Genomic DNA, 14644 nt, shown 5'->3' on the forward strand with positions numbered 1-14644 from the left:
CCCATGCGTCGCCGCGTCCTTGCCATCGCATCCTCCCTCGCCCTGCTGGCCGCTCCGGCCTTTGCGGCGCCGCACATCACTACCCTGCCCCCGGCATCGCTGGCCACCGCTGCACAGCTGCGCGATCAGGCACTGGCCGACGACACCGGCTGGAAGGTGGTCGAATCGCTTACCACCGAAATCGGTCCGCGCATTGCCGGCAGCGAAGCCGACGCCCGCGCCGTGGCCTGGGCTGAGGCCAAGTTCAAGGCCCTCGGCTTCGACAAGGTGTGGAAGGAGCCGGTGACGTTCCCGAAGTGGGAGCGCCGCAGTGAACACGCCGCCGTGACCGGCAGGAACCCGCAGCCGCTGCAGATCACCGCACTGGGTGGCAGCCCGGGCGGCACCGTGGAGGCCGAGGTGGTGCGCTTCGCCGACCTGGCCGCGCTGCAGGCCGCACCGGCCGGTTCGCTGAAGGGCAAGATCGCCTTCGTCGATTACCAGATGCTGCCGTTCCGCGATGGCCGCGACTACGGCCGTGGCGGCGCGATCCGCAGCAAGGGCCCGTCCGAGGCGATCCGCAAGGGCGCGGTGGGTTTCCTGATGCGCTCGGCCGGCACCGATTCGCACCGCGTGCCGCACACCGGCATCACCCGTTTTGACGATGGCCTGACCCCCGTGCCGTCAGCCGCACTGTCGGTGCCCGATGCCGACCAGCTGGCCCGCCTGCTGGCCCGTGGCAGCACCACGGTGAAGGTGGCGCTGGACTGCGGCTGGGATGGCACGGCGACCTCGTACAACGTAATCGGCGAGATCACCGGCCGCAGTCTGCCGAAGGAAGTGGTGGTGATCGGCGGCCACCTTGATTCGTGGGACCTGGGCACCGGCGCGGTCGATGACGGCGCGGGCGTGGGCATCACCATGGCTGCTGGTCACCTGATCGGCCTGCTGAAGCAGGCACCGAAGCGCACCATCCGCGTGATCGCCTTCGCCAATGAAGAACAGGGCCTGTACGGCGGCAAGGCCTACGCCGAAGCACACGCCAAGGACGTAGCCCTGCACCAGCTGGCCGCCGAAAGCGACTTCGGTGCGGGCCGCATCTATGCCTTCAATACCGGTTCGCCGAATCCGGAAGGCTCGCGCGAAGCCACCAAGCAGATTGCCGAGGTGATGAAGCCGCTGGGCATCGAGTACCAGGCCGACAAGGGTGGCCCGGGCCCGGACGTCGGCCCGTTGGCCGCCAAGGGCGGCGCGTGGGCGTGGCTGGCGCAGGATGGTTCGGACTACTTCCACCTGCACCACACCGCCGACGACACGCTGGACAAGATCGACCCGAAGGCACTGGCACAGAACGTGGCCGCCTATGCGGTATTCGCGTATCTGGCCGCGGAAGCCGATGGCAGTTTCGGCAGCGAAGCCAAGGCGACCACGCCGCCGAACGAGTGATGCGGTAGCGCCGCAGGGTCAGAGCCCTCGCTATTGGCGAGGGTTCTGACCCCTGATCGCATTAGCCCTCCCAAACCCGCGAATTGCGTATCCCGATCGTCTGCGGCTTGAACAGTGGATCACGCTGCTTGCGTTTCTGCGCCTCGTAATCGCGCAGTGCGGCCAGGGCAGGCCTTTGTAGCAGCAGGATGGCAATGATGTTCAACCAGCTCATCATGCCCACGCCGATATCGCCCAAGGCCCAGGCCACCGTCGCAGTGTTGACTGCCGAGTAGCCTGTGGCAGCCAGGAACAGCAACTGGAAGCCGGTGATGGTCCCCCGCCCGGGACGATCCCGGGACAGGTAGCTGACATTGGTTTCGGCCATGTAGTACAGCGCCAGGATGGTGGTGAAAGCGAACGGCAGGATAGCGAGCGCGACGAACGACTTGCCGAAGCCCGGCAGCGCCGATTCCACCGCATGCTGCACGAAGCGTGGACCGGCCTCGACACCCGGCAGGCTGGCGAACAGCAGGCGCGCTTCATCGGGAACACCCTTCACGGCCGGCTCGTAGACGTTGTACAGCCCGGTGGACAGGATCAGGAAGGCCGTTGCGCTGCATACCACCATGGTGTCGATGTAGACCGAGAACGACTGCACCAGGCCCTGCTTGACCGGATGCGAGACCTCCGCTGCAGCGGCCGGATGCGCACCACTGCCCATGCCCGCCTCGTTGGATAGAACTCCGCGGCGCACGCCCCACTGGATTGCGGTACCGATCATCGCGCCGAACGCAGCATCCACACCGAAGGCACTGCGCAGCACCAGGCCGAAGACCTCGGGGACCTTGTCCACGTTGATCACCATGACCACGGCCGCGACCAGCAGATACGCCACGGCCATGATCGGCACCACCCACTCGGCTACCCGGGCGATGCGCCGCACGCCGCCGTACAGCACGGCCGCAAGTACGACCAGCAACACCGCCGTGGTGCCTGCCACAGGTATGCCCCACGCCTCGTTCACCGCGCTGGTGATGGCATTGGACTGGGTACCCGCCAGCATCGCCCCGGCCAGAACAGTAACGAGCGCGAACATCACCGCGTACCAGCGCTGGCCCAGGCCCTTTTCGATGTAGTAAGCCGGGCCGCCCCGGTACTGGCCGCTGGCGTCGCGCTCCTTGTAGATCTGCGCCAGGGTCGATTCGATGAAGGCGCTGGAAGCGCCGAGGAAGGCCACGACCCACATCCAGAAAATGGCACCCGGCCCGCCGAAGGAGATGGCCATGGCGACACCGGCAATGTTGCCAACGCCGACCCGGCTGGACAGTGACAACGACAAGGCCTGGAAGGGTGAGACGCCCGCAGAAGAGCGTTCGTGACGGAACATCAGGCGCAGCATGTCTGGCAGCGCGCGCAGCTGGATGAAGCGCGTGCGCACGCTGAAATACAGACCTGCCAGCAGGCAGAGCACGACCAGCCAGGGGCTCCAGATGATGCCCAGTACGGCATTGACGATCGATTCGATGCTCATATGCAACGCCCCTCAGAAGAACACGCCCAGGGCGACCTGGGGGCTGACGATGCGGCCGGTGTTGCGTCCATCCACGGTGAATTCCACGCCGGCGATCAAGCCCAGCGACGGACTGAAGTGGTACTCCACTGCCGGTGCCAGAGTGACGCTGCGGCTGGCCGGGCGATGCTCGTCGATGCGCTCGATGGCGCCTCCGGCGTTGCGCGCGAAGCCGCTGAGCCGCTGGCCAGTCTCGCGGCTGGCAGCCACTTCCATCACGCCCACCCAGCGCGGGTTGAAGCTGTACTCGGCCGCCACCGACAGACCCAGCACCGAACCACGCGCGATGTGCCCCTGGAAGCTGTCATCGGTGCCATACACGCTGGCGCCGGAAATGGCGGTGCGCGACGGTGCAGGCCCTGCGCTGAGCTGGGCGCGCCAGCGCATTGGCCGCTCGTTGCCCATCCACACCACCTGCTGCACGCCCAACGCAGCTGTGGTGCGCTGCACGCCATCGCCCTGCGCATCCAGCGCATTGCCGGTGATGCGATCGTGACTGCCGGTACTGAAGCGTTGCACCAGCGCCACTGAAACAGCGGGACGGGTGCCGTCCGCATTCGGTGCCTGCAGCAGGTACTGCAGGCGGGCGGTGGTATCGCCGGCGCGGAAGCCACTGCTGCGCGCGCTGCCGGATTCGGAGCGCGACGCGCTGAGGTTGACCTGGCCCATCATGCGGTCGCTGAAGCCGTACATCACCGGCATGACGACCGCCCACGCACCACTGTCCTGCGCGCTGCGCCGACGCTCGCCGTCAGCGTCGTAGTAGGCGTTGCTGTCGACGCGGACCAGATAGGGTTCGAGGAACCAGCGGCCCTGCGGCAGGCCCGCGGGATTGGGGGTGATCAACGGCCCCATGAAATTGACGTTTTCCAGGCTGCGTTCGTTGGCGCAGGCACTGGCACTGGCCAGCGCGCTGGCCAGCAGCAGGGACACGGACAGGGTGCGTTGCAGATGGGACATGACAGCCACTCCGGGACAACGAGGGTTGGAGTTCCACCCTGCGTCGCCGGGAATGGCGAACCAATAAGGAAAGTTTCAAATCACCAGCACGCCATGCGCGTTGCAAAGCGTACTAAGCTGCCGCCCAGGGTCAGAGCCCCCGCCCTGGGCGAGGGATCTGACCTCGGTCACGGGGCTCAACCGCGTCGGCTGGCCCACTGCGCCAGCAGCACCGCCGTGGCCGAGGCCACGTTCAGGCTCTCCACCGCGCCGCTGCCAGGAATCGAGACCTGCAGATCGCACTGGCTCGCCAGGCCACGGTCCATGCCCTCGCCTTCGGCGCCCATCACGTACACCAGCCGGTCCGGCAGCGACGCGCGGAACACGTCATCACCGCCCTCAACCAGCGTCGCGGCCAGGCCAAAACCGGCGCTGCGCAGCTGTGCCATCGCCTCCGCGGTCTCCGGCAACTGCACCAGCTGCACCGATTCCGCACCGCCTTCGGCCACGCGTGCGGCAGCACCGGACAGCGCCAGCGTGCTGCCTGCCGGCAGCAGCAGCGCCTTGACCCCGAAGTGCGCGGCCGAGCGCAGGATCGCGCCGAAATTGTGCGGATTGCCGACACCGTCCAGCCACAACGCCAGCGCCGGGCCTTCGCCCAGATCGGCCAGCCACTGTGCCAGCGGCACAACCGGCGCGCGCAGCACGTCGGCCACCAGGCCTTCGTGATGGGTGGTGGCAGCCAGCTTGTTCAGGTCGCCTTCCTCGACGACGCGATAGCCCACGCGGTTGGCCACGCACCACTTCAGCACCGGCTGCATGCGCGGAATCAGCGCGTCCACCAGGTACAGCTTGCGCAGCGCCTGCGGGCGCTTGGCGAACAGGGCCTGCACGGCGTTCCAGCCATACAGGCGCAGTTCGTCGTTGCCGCGCCCCGGCGGCGGCGGGGTGCCGCCCTCACGCGGAGGCAGCGGGGTGGCCCGCGGCGGTCGCGACGACGGGCGGCGGGCATTCTTCCAGGGATCATTCACTACGGGACAACTCCAGCTTGCGTTGACGCCAGAAATCGGCGTTCTTGATGCCCAGGGCATCGGGGTCGAAGATCGGATCCAGGCCGAGCTTCTTCTGACGTTCGTAATCACGCAGGGCCAGCATCGCCGGCTTCTGGATGATGAGGATGGCAATGATGTTCAGCCAGGCCATCAGGCCCACGCCGATGTCACCCAGCGCCCAGGCCAGGGTGGCATTGTGGAACGCGCCGAACACCACCATGCCGATGATGCCCAGGCGCAGCAGCAGCACGGTCAGTGGGCGCTTCTTGTTGTGGTTCACATAGCTGAGGTTGGTCTCGGCCATGTAGTAGTACGCCATGATGGTGGTGAAGGCGAAGAAGAAGATGGCGATCGAGACGAACGCCGAGCCCCAGCCCGGCAGCACCGCTTCAACGCCAGCCTGCGCGTAGCCCGCGCCTTCCGGAATGCCGGCCAGGCCCTGGAAGATCGGCGCGGCGCCGGGCACCGGCGAGTACACATTGTAGGTACCGCTGGCCAGGATCAGGAACGCGGTGGCGGTGCACACCATCATGGTGTCGAAGTAGATGGCGAAGGCCTGCACATAGCCCTGCTTGGCCGGGTGCGAGACTTCCGAGGCGGCCGCCGCATGCGGGCCCGAACCCTGGCCGGCTTCGTTGGCGTAGATGCCGCGCTTGATGCCCCACTCCACCGCCAGGCCCATCATCGCGCCGAACGCCGCGTGCGTGCCGAAGGCGCTCTTGAAGATGATGCCGAACATTTCCGGCACGCGGTCGTAGTTGATGATCATGATGACGATGGCCATCAGGATGAAACCGGCTGCCATGAACGGCACCACCACTTCAGCGAAGTTGGCGATGCGCTTGACGCCACCGAAGATCACCACGCCCAGCAGCAGGGCCACGACGATGCCGATGCCCAGCTTCAGCGCCTGCACGGACTCCATGCCGAAGGCCTGGCCATCGAGCGGACCGCACAGGGCAGTGCCGCGGCAGGCGTTGATGATGCTGTCGGCGATGGCATTGGCCTGCACGCCCGGCATCAGGAAGCCGGCAGCGATGATCGTGGCGATGGCGAAGGCCAGCGCGTACCACTTCAGGCCCATGGCCTTTTCGATGTAGTAGGCGGGGCCACCGCGGTAGCGGCCTTCGGCGTCCTTGGTCTTGTAGATCTGCGCCAGGGTGCATTCCACGTACGAGGTGGACGCGCCGAGGAAGCCCATCACCCACATCCAGAAGATCGCACCGGGGCCGCCGAAGGCGATGGCGGTAGCCACGCCGGCAATGTTGCCGATGCCCATGCGGCCCGCCATCGACATGGCCAGGGCCTGGAACGAGGACACGCCGGCGTCGGATTTCTCACCCCTGACGGTGAGGCGGCACATCTCGACGAAACCCCGGATCTGCATGAAGCGGGTGCGCAGGCTGAAGAACAGGCCGGCGGCCAGGCACATGAAGATCAGTGCCTTGCTCCAGATGATGCTGTTGATGAAATGTACGGTAGCTTCCACGCGCGCTCTCTCCAGTCGGCGGGTTGTAAGGACGTCCCGTCGGCTGGAAGGGACCGGTCGATTCTCCCTGATCGAAGGCCACTGCGGTAGCGGCAGAAGGCAGGCGGCCTCGGGAGGGCCGGAATAGCGGCGGTAGAGTCGACTGTTAGTCGACTGCCGTTGGCCCCGGTTGCAAAAGAGCCCGCGCTGCGCGCGATAGTCGACTGACAGTCGACTCTACCCCTCCCCCTCCCCGGCTGCTCAGGGAAGCTGCGTGCGTACCCGGGCGAAGCGGCGCAGGTCGTGCAGCTCGCCCCGCTTGTAGATCGCGCAGCGATCCACGCCCTCTTGCTGGAAACCGTTCTTTTCCAGTACACGTGCCGAGCCGAGGTTGAAGTCGACCACCCCGGCCTGCAGCCTGAACAGGCGCAGCTCGTCCATCACCCATGGCGCGAACAGGCCGACCACGCGGGTCATCAGGCCCTGGCCCCAGTAGGCCTGGCCCAGCCAGTAGCCGAGTTCAGCCATATGACCGCGCTCGGCGCTGCCCTGCTGCGCGCCGACGCTGCCGCAGGCCTGGCCGTCGATCTCGATGGCCAGATTCAGGGTACCGGGCGCCAGCACGCGACCGGCGAGGAAGGCCTCGCCGTCGGCACGCGTGTAGGGGTACGGGAAGCGGTCGCGCAGGCCACGGGACACGTCGGGGTCGTTGGCGTGGCGCAGCAGTGATTCGAGGTCGTCGGGGCGCCAGGGGCGAAGTTGGAAGCCGTCGCCTTGCAGGGGTGGGGTCAGAGCCCTTTCCCGTTGGGAACGGGATCCGACCCCCGATCCGACCCCGTCGGCGCGAGCGTCAGGCATGCCCACCCACCGACGGCGATTCGGCTTCCTGCTTCTCCAGTTCGCGCTTCACCGCTTCCGGCGAGCGGGTGTACGGGGCCAGTCGCGCGTAGAACGCCGGCACCACGAACAGCGACAGGAACGTCGAGAGGGTCACGCCGAAGATGATCACGATGCCGATGGTGCCACGGCTGGCCGAGCCGGGACCACCGGCCACCACCAGCGGGATCGCACCCACCACGGTGGCGATCGAGGTCATCAGGATCGGGCGCAGGCGCACCATCGCCGATTCGATGATCGCCTCGCGCACGGTGCGCCCGTCGTCGCGCAGCTGATTGGCGAATTCGACGATGAGGATGCCGTTCTTCGCCGCCAGGCCGACCAGCATGACGATGCCGATCTGGCTGAAAAGATTCACCGTGCCCCCGCTCACCCACAAGCCGACCAGCGCACCGAGCACGCCCAGCGGCACGGTCAGCATGATGGTGAGCGGGTGGATGAAGCTTTCGAACTGCGCGGCCAGCACCAGGTACACCACCAGCAGGGCCATGGCGAAGGTCAGCAGCACTGCGCCACCGGCACTCTGGTACTCGCGCGATTCGCCCTTCCAGTTCACCTGTGCGTACTGCGGCAGCTCTTCGCGGGCCACGTTCTGCGCCCAGGCAATGGCCTCGCCCAGCGGATAGCCCGGCGCCAGGCCGGCGGTGATGGTGATCGAGCGCAGGCGGTTGAAGCGGTTCAGGGTGCCCGCCTCGGCCACTTCACTGAGCGTAACCAGGTTGGACAGCGGCACCAGCTCACCGGAGGTGGCACGCACGCGGATCGCAGCCAGGTCGGCCGGGCTGGCGCGTCCATCGCGACCGGCCTGCACCAGCACGTCATACTCTTCGCCGTTGTCGACGAAGGTGGTGACGCGGCGCGAACCCATCATGGTTTCCAGCGCCGAACCGATCGCGGTGACCGGCACGCCGAGATCGGCCGCGCGCTGGCGGTCGATGTTCACCCGCATCTGCGGCCGGGTTTCCTTGTAGTCCGAATCCGGGCCGACCAGGCCGGGATTGTCGGCCATGCGCAGCAGGATGCGGTCGCGCCACTGCGCGATCTCCGCGTATTCCGGCCCGCCCAGCACGATCTGGAAGGGCTGGCCGCCACTGCGCACCAGGCCACCACCGACCTGGGTACGCACGCGCACGCCGCGCATGGTATCGAGTTCCTTCTGCAGTGCGTTGGCCACATCCGGGGTGGCCTCGCTGCGCTGGCGCCACGGCTGCAGGAAGATGCTGACGCGGCCGGTGTGCATTTCCTCGCTCGCGCCCCAACCACCCGGCACGCGCGGATTGGCACGCACGATCGGCTTGTCCGGACCGACGTGCGGGGCCAGCAGCGCTTCCACCTGCTGCACCTGCTGCACGGTGTAGTCGTAGCCGGCGCCTTCCGGGCCGTCGATCATGATCTGGAACGAACCGCGGTCTTCGGCCGGCGCCAGTTCCGACGGCAGCAGCTTCAGCAGGCCCCAGCTGGCGGCCAGCGCGGCCACCATCACCAGCAGGTAGATCCAGGTGCGGTCGACATGGTGGTCGAGCACGCGGCCGTAGCCCGAGGCCAGGCGTTCCAGATTGCGGTTGATGAAGCCATGCAGGCCGCGCGGGGCGTGTCCGGTGTGCGGCTTGAGCAGCTTGGAGGCCATCATCGGCGTCAGCGTCAGTGCCACGAACGCGGACAACGCCACCGCTGCCGCCAGCGCCACCGCCAGTTCGCGGAACAGGCGGCCGGTATTGCCTTCCAGGAAACCGACCGGCAGGAACACCGCCACCAGCACGGCGGTGGTGGCGATCACCGCGAAGGCAACCTGCGTGGTACCGCGCTTGGAGGCCACCAGTGGGGGCTCGCCCAGGTCGATGCGGCGCTGCACGTTCTCCACCACCACGATCGCATCGTCCACCACCAGGCCGATGCATAGCACTAGGGCAAGCAGGGTCAGCAGGTTGATCGAGAAGTCGAACGCATACAGTGCGATGAACGCAGCCACCAGGCAGACCGGCACGGTCACCGCTGGAATCAGTGCGGCACGGAAGCTGCCCAGGAACAGCCAGATCACCGCCAGCACCAGGATCATCGCCTCCACCAACGTGGCATAGACGCGGTCCACAGCGGCTTCGATGAAGGTGGTGTTGTCGAACGCCACGAAGATCTGCGTGCCCTTGGGCAGCGACAGCGCAACGCGTTCGGCTTCGGCACGCGCCGTGCGCGCCACGTCCAGCGAGTTGGCGGTGGAGGTCTTGACGATGCCCAGGCCGATGCCCGGCTCGCCGTTGCTGCGGTAGTACGCGCGACGCTCGGCCGAGGCCAGCTCGATCTTCGCCACGTCGCCCATGCGCACCACGTAGCCGTCGCGGCCCTTGCCCAGCGGGATGGTGGCGAAGTCTTCGGGCTTGATGTAGTTGCGCTCCACGCGCAGGGTGAAATCGCGGTCGGTCGACTCGATGCGCCCGGCAGGCAGTTCCACGTTCTCGTTGCGCAGCGCGGTTTCCACATCACCGGTGGTCAGCCCGCGTGCGGCCAGCTGGTCACGGTCCAGCCAGATGCGCATCGCATAGCGCTGGCGACCGCCAATGCGGACCTGGGCCACGCCATCGAGGCTGGAAAAACGATCGACCACATAACGGTCGGCGTAATCGCTCAGTTCCAGCGTGTCCATGGTCGAGGAGACCATGTTGAACCAGATGATCGGGTCGGCATCGCTTTCGACCTTGGCGATTTCCGGCGGCCGCGCTTCTTCCGGCATGCGGTCGGCGACACGGCTGACCGCATCGCGCACGTCATTGGCCGCCGCTTCGATATCGCGGTTGGAAGTGAACTCGATGCTGACCTGCGAGCGGCCGTTGGTGCTGCGCGCGTTGATCGTATCGATGCCTTCGATGCCGGCCAGTGCGTCTTCCAGCACCTGGGTGATGCGGCTTTCGATGACCGCCGCCGACGCGCCGGTGTAGTCCACCGACACCGACACGATCGGCGGATCAATGGCGGGCAGTTCGCGCAGGGTCAGGCGGGTGAAGGACATCACGCCCAGCACCAGCAACAGCAGGCTCATCACCACGGCGAACACCGGCCGCTGGATGGAGATGTCGGACAGCTTCATCCGCCGTGGCCCTCGGCCGCGACCGGTGCCGACGCGTCAGCCGGCTTCGCACCGCTGGCCGGTGCCGCATCCTTGGCCGCGACCTTCAGGCCCGGGCGCAGCTTGCCGGTGCCGTCGACCACGATGCGCTGGCCGGCCTCCAGGCCCTGCTTGATCTCGACCACGCCGGCACGGCGCGCACCGGTCACCACGTCCACGCGCTCGACGCTGTCGTCGTTCTTGATGCGGTACACGAAGGTATCGCGGCCGACCTGCACCACGGCGATTTCCGGCACCACCAGCGCCGGGCGCTCGGGGCGGAACAGGCGCACGTCCAGCAGCATGCCGGGGCGCAGTGCGTGGTCGCCGTTGGCGAAGTCGGCGCGCACGGTCACCGCGCGGGTGGCCGGATCGATGCGTGCGTCGATGGTGCTGACCACGCCCTCGAAGGTACGGCCCGGCCACGCCACGCTGGTGGCACTGACCTTGTCACCGACGCCCAGCGCGGCCAGTTCCACTTCCGGCACCTGGAAATCGATGTGCATGTGCTCGATGTCGTCGAGCGTGGCGATGACCGTGGTCGGGGTCACCAGCGAGCCAGGGCTGACCTGGCGGATACCGAGCACGCCGGCGAACGGTGCGCGCACACGGCGATCGCCGATGTCGGCCTGCATCTGCATCACGCGCGCCTCAGCGGCATCACGGATCGACTTCTGCGTATCCAGCGTGGCGCTGGACACCAACCGCTGGGAGGCCAGCTCGCGCTGGCGCTTGTACAGCTGGTCGGCCTCGTGGAACGTGGCCTGCGCCTGCACCAGCGCCGCTTCCTGGGCCTGGCCGCGCAGGGTCACGATCGGCGCACCGGCGGCGATGTGCTGGCCGCTTTCGAAATGCACCTTCTCGACGATCTCGCTGACCTTGGCGGTGACACTGATCGACTCGCGCGCCTTGGCGGTGCCCAGTGCCTGCAGGGTGTCGTTCCACTGCGTGGGCTGCACCACCTGCGCGGTAACCGGCACTGCTTCGCCCTGCCGACGCGCGGCGGCCTCCTGTTTGCCTGCGCACCCGGCCAGCACGGCCAGGCTGAGGCCAAGGGCCAGGGTCGAAGCGATACGAGCCAACATGAACGGTCCTGATTGATCCACGGCCGCCGAGTGTAGGCAAGGGCCTGCAAAAGCGGTATGTGCCAAGCGTTTACCGGCGTGGAGCCGGCATCGCGATAGCGCCTTGAACCCGTTCCATGCAAGGCTGATGACGGCAGTGTCGGCGTGTGTCGGGGTGTATCCAGCCGTGCACGGCAGGCGTTGCCATCGTAGAGTCGAAGCTGCCCGACCGAGGGCGTTGGGCAGGGGGCGGATCCTGGCGGGGATCCGGCCCCGTTTTTTTGCCCGGTGCATGGGTAGCGCCGGGCCATGCCTGGCGGATCAATACCGGTAATTCACCTTCATCCAGACGCTGCGCCCGGGCTCGTTGATGCGCACCGGATCGGCCGGGAAGCCGAAGTCGGCGCTGCCGGCCAGGTTCAGGTGCTCGCTGTAGGCGCGGTCGAACAGGTTGTCGACACCCGCGCTGAGCTGCAGCTGCGAACTGAAGCGATAGGCGGCGTTGAGCGCGAACGTGGCGAAACCAGCACTGGGACCCAGGTCCTGGGCCACCACGTTGCCTTGGCCATCTGCGACACGATGCTGGTGGGTCACCGCGCGCAGCAAGGCCCCCGCGCTCCAGCGCTGGCCTTCCCAGTTCGCACTCAGGCGCGCTTCCAGCGGCGGCATCTGCGGCAGCGGACGCTGCTGGTCGCGGTTCTCGCCCCAGGCGTAAGCCAGCGTGCCCCCCAGTTTCCATTGCTCGGCCACATTCACTTCCAGCCCTGCCTCGGCACCGGCGATGCGCGCATCGATGTTGCTGGCCTGGCTCATGCCCATCATGCCGCTGCCGTGATAGGTGAACAGGATGTAGTCCTGGATCTGCCCGGCGTAGGCCGAGACCCAGGCCTGCACGCGTGGGCCCTTGTACTGCAGGCCGACGTCGAGCTGGGTGGTGCGCTCCGGCTGGATGCCGGCAAACGCGTTCGGTGCACCGGCCGGACCGTGATCGGGCGAGAACAGCTCCCAGTAATCGGGCATGCGCTGGCTGTGACCGAGACCGGCATACCAGGTCAGGCCGTTGGCCAGGTCCTGTTCGTAACGCAGGAAACCACTGCCCAGCCATTCCTTGCGACGCTGGCCTGCGGTCGGATTGGGCATGTTCCCCATCATGCCGCGGATCGACTGCCGCTCATCGCGCACGCTGGCGCGATCGATGCGCAGGCCACTGATCCAGCGCTGGTCGGTGCCGGCGCCCAGGGTCAGTTCGCTGAACACGCCATAGCGACGGAAGCTGGCATCGGTCTCCCACGCCGCCTGCCGGTAGGTATCGCGGCCCATGCCCATGCGGCCGCGGTGGCGGCTGTCTTCGCCATCCACACCCGCCACCAGCTGCACGTCCTGCCAACGCCACTCGGAACTGACCCGGCCGCCCTGGGTACGGCGGTCCACGTTCGAGGCCATCGGCATCGGCATCATGCTGTTGGGATTCGGCGTGCGCAGCGTGTAGTTGTCCATCACGTGGTCGGCTTCGTTGTAGTACACGTTGGCCTGCACCGTGTCCCACGCGCCCGGCAGGTTGCGCTTCTCGAAGCGTGCCGCGTAGCTGGTGCGCTCGAACGCGGCGCCGTCCATGCCGCGCCCGGCATAACGCGCGATCGCATCGCCGGCACCGGCTGAGATTTCCAGCAGCGTATCGGCATCCGGCGTCCAGCCGATCGCCACATCACCGTTCCACTTGCGCCACTTCGACGGCACCACGTCACCGTGGCCGTCCTTGTAGTCATCGGCTTCGGAGCGGTTGCCGCTGGCACGCACGTAGCCGGTCGGGTTGCCCAGGGTCAGGTCCAGTACCTGGTCGTTGCGGTTGCGCGAACCGACCAGCGCACTGGCATCGGCACGCACGCCCGGCTCCTCGAAGCGCGGCGTGTCGCGCTCGAAGCGCACGGTACCTGCCGACGCACCTGCGCCCCAGCGCACGCTCTGCGGGCCCTTGATGATGGTCAGGCGGTCGAAGCTCTCCGGGGCGATGTAGGACAGCGGATTGTCCATGCGCGACGGGCAGGCACCGATCAGGTTGCCGTCGTTGCTGAGGATGTTCAGGCGCGACCCGAACATGCCGCGCAGCACCGGGTCGCCGTTGGTGCCGCCGTTGCGGATGGCGGAGAAACCGGGAACGGTTTTCAGGTAATCGGCACCATCACTGGCCGGCACCGGCTGCCGCGGCAGGCGCGGATCGGTCACCCAGTGCAGCGGCGAGGACGGTGCGGCGGCGGTGACCACCATCGTGTCGAGGGTGCGCGCTTCTTCGGCAGGCGCAGCGTGGGCCAGTGACGTGGCCACGGCCAGGCCAAGGGCAACCGGCAGGCGCGCGCAGGCGCCCGCGGGGCGGGAAGTCATTTTCATCGGAACAGCTCCAGGGTACGCACACGCGCACGGCGCCCGGTCAGGCGTCGTGCGGCAGATTCATGGGGATATCAGCGGACGATGGAGACGCGTGGTGGCCCACGTGCGGCATGTGCTGGCCAGTGCAGCGCGGGCAGCACCTGCTGCGACCACGGGAACACCAGGCGCGGCCGCCACAGCAACGGCAACAGCAGCACCAGCACCGCCAGCCACGGCAGCAGGCGCATGGCCAGCACGCAGTACTCGCAGGCTTCGCCGTGCATGGCGTGGGGATCGGCGGGGCGGTTGGGCGCTGCCGGCGCAGCGCCATGATGATCGTGCCCGGCCATGGCCATGTCGTGCATGTCATGGCCCATGGCGGCGTGGTCCATCGGCGGCGCCTGCAGCGCGCGGCTGACCAGCGGCGCAAGCACCATCAGCAGCGTCGCCAGGATGGCGAGCTGGAGCAGAAGGCGCTGCGGGCGGGACAGGCGGGTCACCCCGCTAGTGTAGAGGCGGGTCGAGGGTTGCCCGTGCGACGAACCGTCGCAGGAGGGGGTTTGTCGGCAGGGCTGCGCCCTGCACCTGCCGAATCAACGTCAACGTCAAAAGCGGGCAATCCGTGGGATGGCGGGGTGGGGGGGGGGGGGGGGGGGGCGGGCGGCCGGGGCGGGGGGGGGGGGGGGGGGGCCCGCCCCCCCCCCCCCCGACCCCACCCGCCGCGCGCCCCCCCCCGCCGCTCGGCTTGGCAGAGTTGGTCGGTCTAGGTTTTGTGGACTGTTGAGT

10 protein-coding genes are annotated in these 14644 nt (G+C 67.6%); 1 reads left to right on the plus strand and 9 read right to left on the minus strand.

Going from position 1 to position 14644, the window contains the following annotated elements:
* Positions 1-3 precede the first annotated feature (3 nt).
* A complete protein-coding gene (locus tag QRO91_RS06400) occupies positions 4-1425 on the plus strand; it encodes a M28 family peptidase (RefSeq protein ID WP_049429895.1) in 1422 nt (473 codons plus the stop codon).
* Between the two features lie 61 nt (positions 1426-1486).
* Here the strand turns inward: QRO91_RS06400 and QRO91_RS06405 are convergent, their stop codons facing one another.
* The 9 genes from QRO91_RS06405 to QRO91_RS06445 form a co-directional block, all read right to left on the minus strand.
* Positions 1487-2938, minus strand: a complete 1452-nt coding sequence (locus QRO91_RS06405; protein WP_049429894.1) for a sodium:alanine symporter family protein — start codon at positions 2936-2938, stop codon at positions 1487-1489.
* Between the two features lie 12 nt (positions 2939-2950).
* Positions 2951-3937: a hypothetical protein gene (locus QRO91_RS06410; protein ID WP_100443668.1), complete on the minus strand. Its 987-nt coding sequence runs from the start codon at positions 3935-3937 to the stop codon at positions 2951-2953.
* Between the two features lie 176 nt (positions 3938-4113).
* On the minus strand, positions 4114-4947 hold the full coding sequence (locus QRO91_RS06415) for a TrmH family RNA methyltransferase (RefSeq protein WP_049429892.1): 834 nt from the start codon (positions 4945-4947) through the stop codon (positions 4114-4116).
* Positions 4940-6457, minus strand: coding sequence for a sodium:alanine symporter family protein (locus QRO91_RS06420; RefSeq protein WP_049429891.1), 1518 nt, complete (start codon positions 6455-6457; stop codon positions 4940-4942). The genes QRO91_RS06415 and QRO91_RS06420 overlap by 8 nt, the downstream gene beginning before the upstream one ends.
* A 240-nt stretch (positions 6458-6697) precedes the next feature.
* Positions 6698-7294, minus strand: a complete 597-nt coding sequence (locus tag QRO91_RS06425) for a GNAT family N-acetyltransferase (RefSeq protein ID WP_049429890.1) — start codon at positions 7292-7294, stop codon at positions 6698-6700.
* Positions 7287-10412 (minus strand): efflux RND transporter permease subunit, encoded by a 3126-nt coding sequence (locus QRO91_RS06430; protein ID WP_049429889.1) that lies wholly within the window; start codon positions 10410-10412, stop codon positions 7287-7289. Before QRO91_RS06430 ends, QRO91_RS06425 begins: the two co-directional genes overlap by 8 nt.
* The gene (locus QRO91_RS06435) at positions 10409-11515 is read right to left on the minus strand and encodes an efflux RND transporter periplasmic adaptor subunit (protein WP_049429888.1); all 1107 of its coding nucleotides are present in this window, start codon (positions 11513-11515) and stop codon (positions 10409-10411) included. The genes QRO91_RS06430 and QRO91_RS06435 overlap by 4 nt, the downstream gene beginning before the upstream one ends.
* 300 nt (positions 11516-11815) lie before the next feature.
* The gene (locus QRO91_RS06440) at positions 11816-13879 is read right to left on the minus strand and encodes a TonB-dependent copper receptor (protein ID WP_049429887.1); all 2064 of its coding nucleotides are present in this window, start codon (positions 13877-13879) and stop codon (positions 11816-11818) included.
* Positions 13880-13950: 71 nt separating this feature from the next.
* The gene (locus QRO91_RS06445; protein ID WP_049429886.1) at positions 13951-14358 is read right to left on the minus strand and encodes a DUF2946 domain-containing protein; all 408 of its coding nucleotides are present in this window, start codon (positions 14356-14358) and stop codon (positions 13951-13953) included.
* Between the last annotated feature and the right edge of the window lie 286 nt (positions 14359-14644).

It is taken from the genome of Stenotrophomonas maltophilia group sp. Smal32 (genome assembly GCF_030237085.1).
In the GTDB taxonomy this organism is placed as follows: Bacteria; Pseudomonadota; Gammaproteobacteria; order Xanthomonadales; family Xanthomonadaceae; genus Stenotrophomonas; species Stenotrophomonas maltophilia_Q.

What these genes read in the sequence shown, in the direction of transcription:
- QRO91_RS06400 (WP_049429895.1), top strand. Translation starts at nt 4, where the DNA reads ATGCGTCGCCGCGTCCTTGCCATCGCATCCTCCCTCGCCCTGCTGGCC.
- QRO91_RS06405 (WP_049429894.1), bottom strand. Translation starts at nt 2,938, where the DNA reads ATGAGCATCGAATCGATCGTCAATGCCGTACTGGGCATCATCTGGAGC.
- QRO91_RS06410 (WP_100443668.1), bottom strand. Translation starts at nt 3,937, where the DNA reads ATGTCCCATCTGCAACGCACCCTGTCCGTGTCCCTGCTGCTGGCCAGC.
- QRO91_RS06425 (WP_049429890.1), bottom strand. Translation starts at nt 7,294, where the DNA reads ATGCCTGACGCTCGCGCCGACGGGGTCGGATCGGGGGTCGGATCCCGT.
- QRO91_RS06430 (WP_049429889.1), bottom strand. Translation starts at nt 10,412, where the DNA reads ATGAAGCTGTCCGACATCTCCATCCAGCGGCCGGTGTTCGCCGTGGTG.
- QRO91_RS06435 (WP_049429888.1), bottom strand. Translation starts at nt 11,515, where the DNA reads ATGTTGGCTCGTATCGCTTCGACCCTGGCCCTTGGCCTCAGCCTGGCC.
- QRO91_RS06440 (WP_049429887.1), bottom strand. Translation starts at nt 13,879, where the DNA reads ATGAAAATGACTTCCCGCCCCGCGGGCGCCTGCGCGCGCCTGCCGGTT.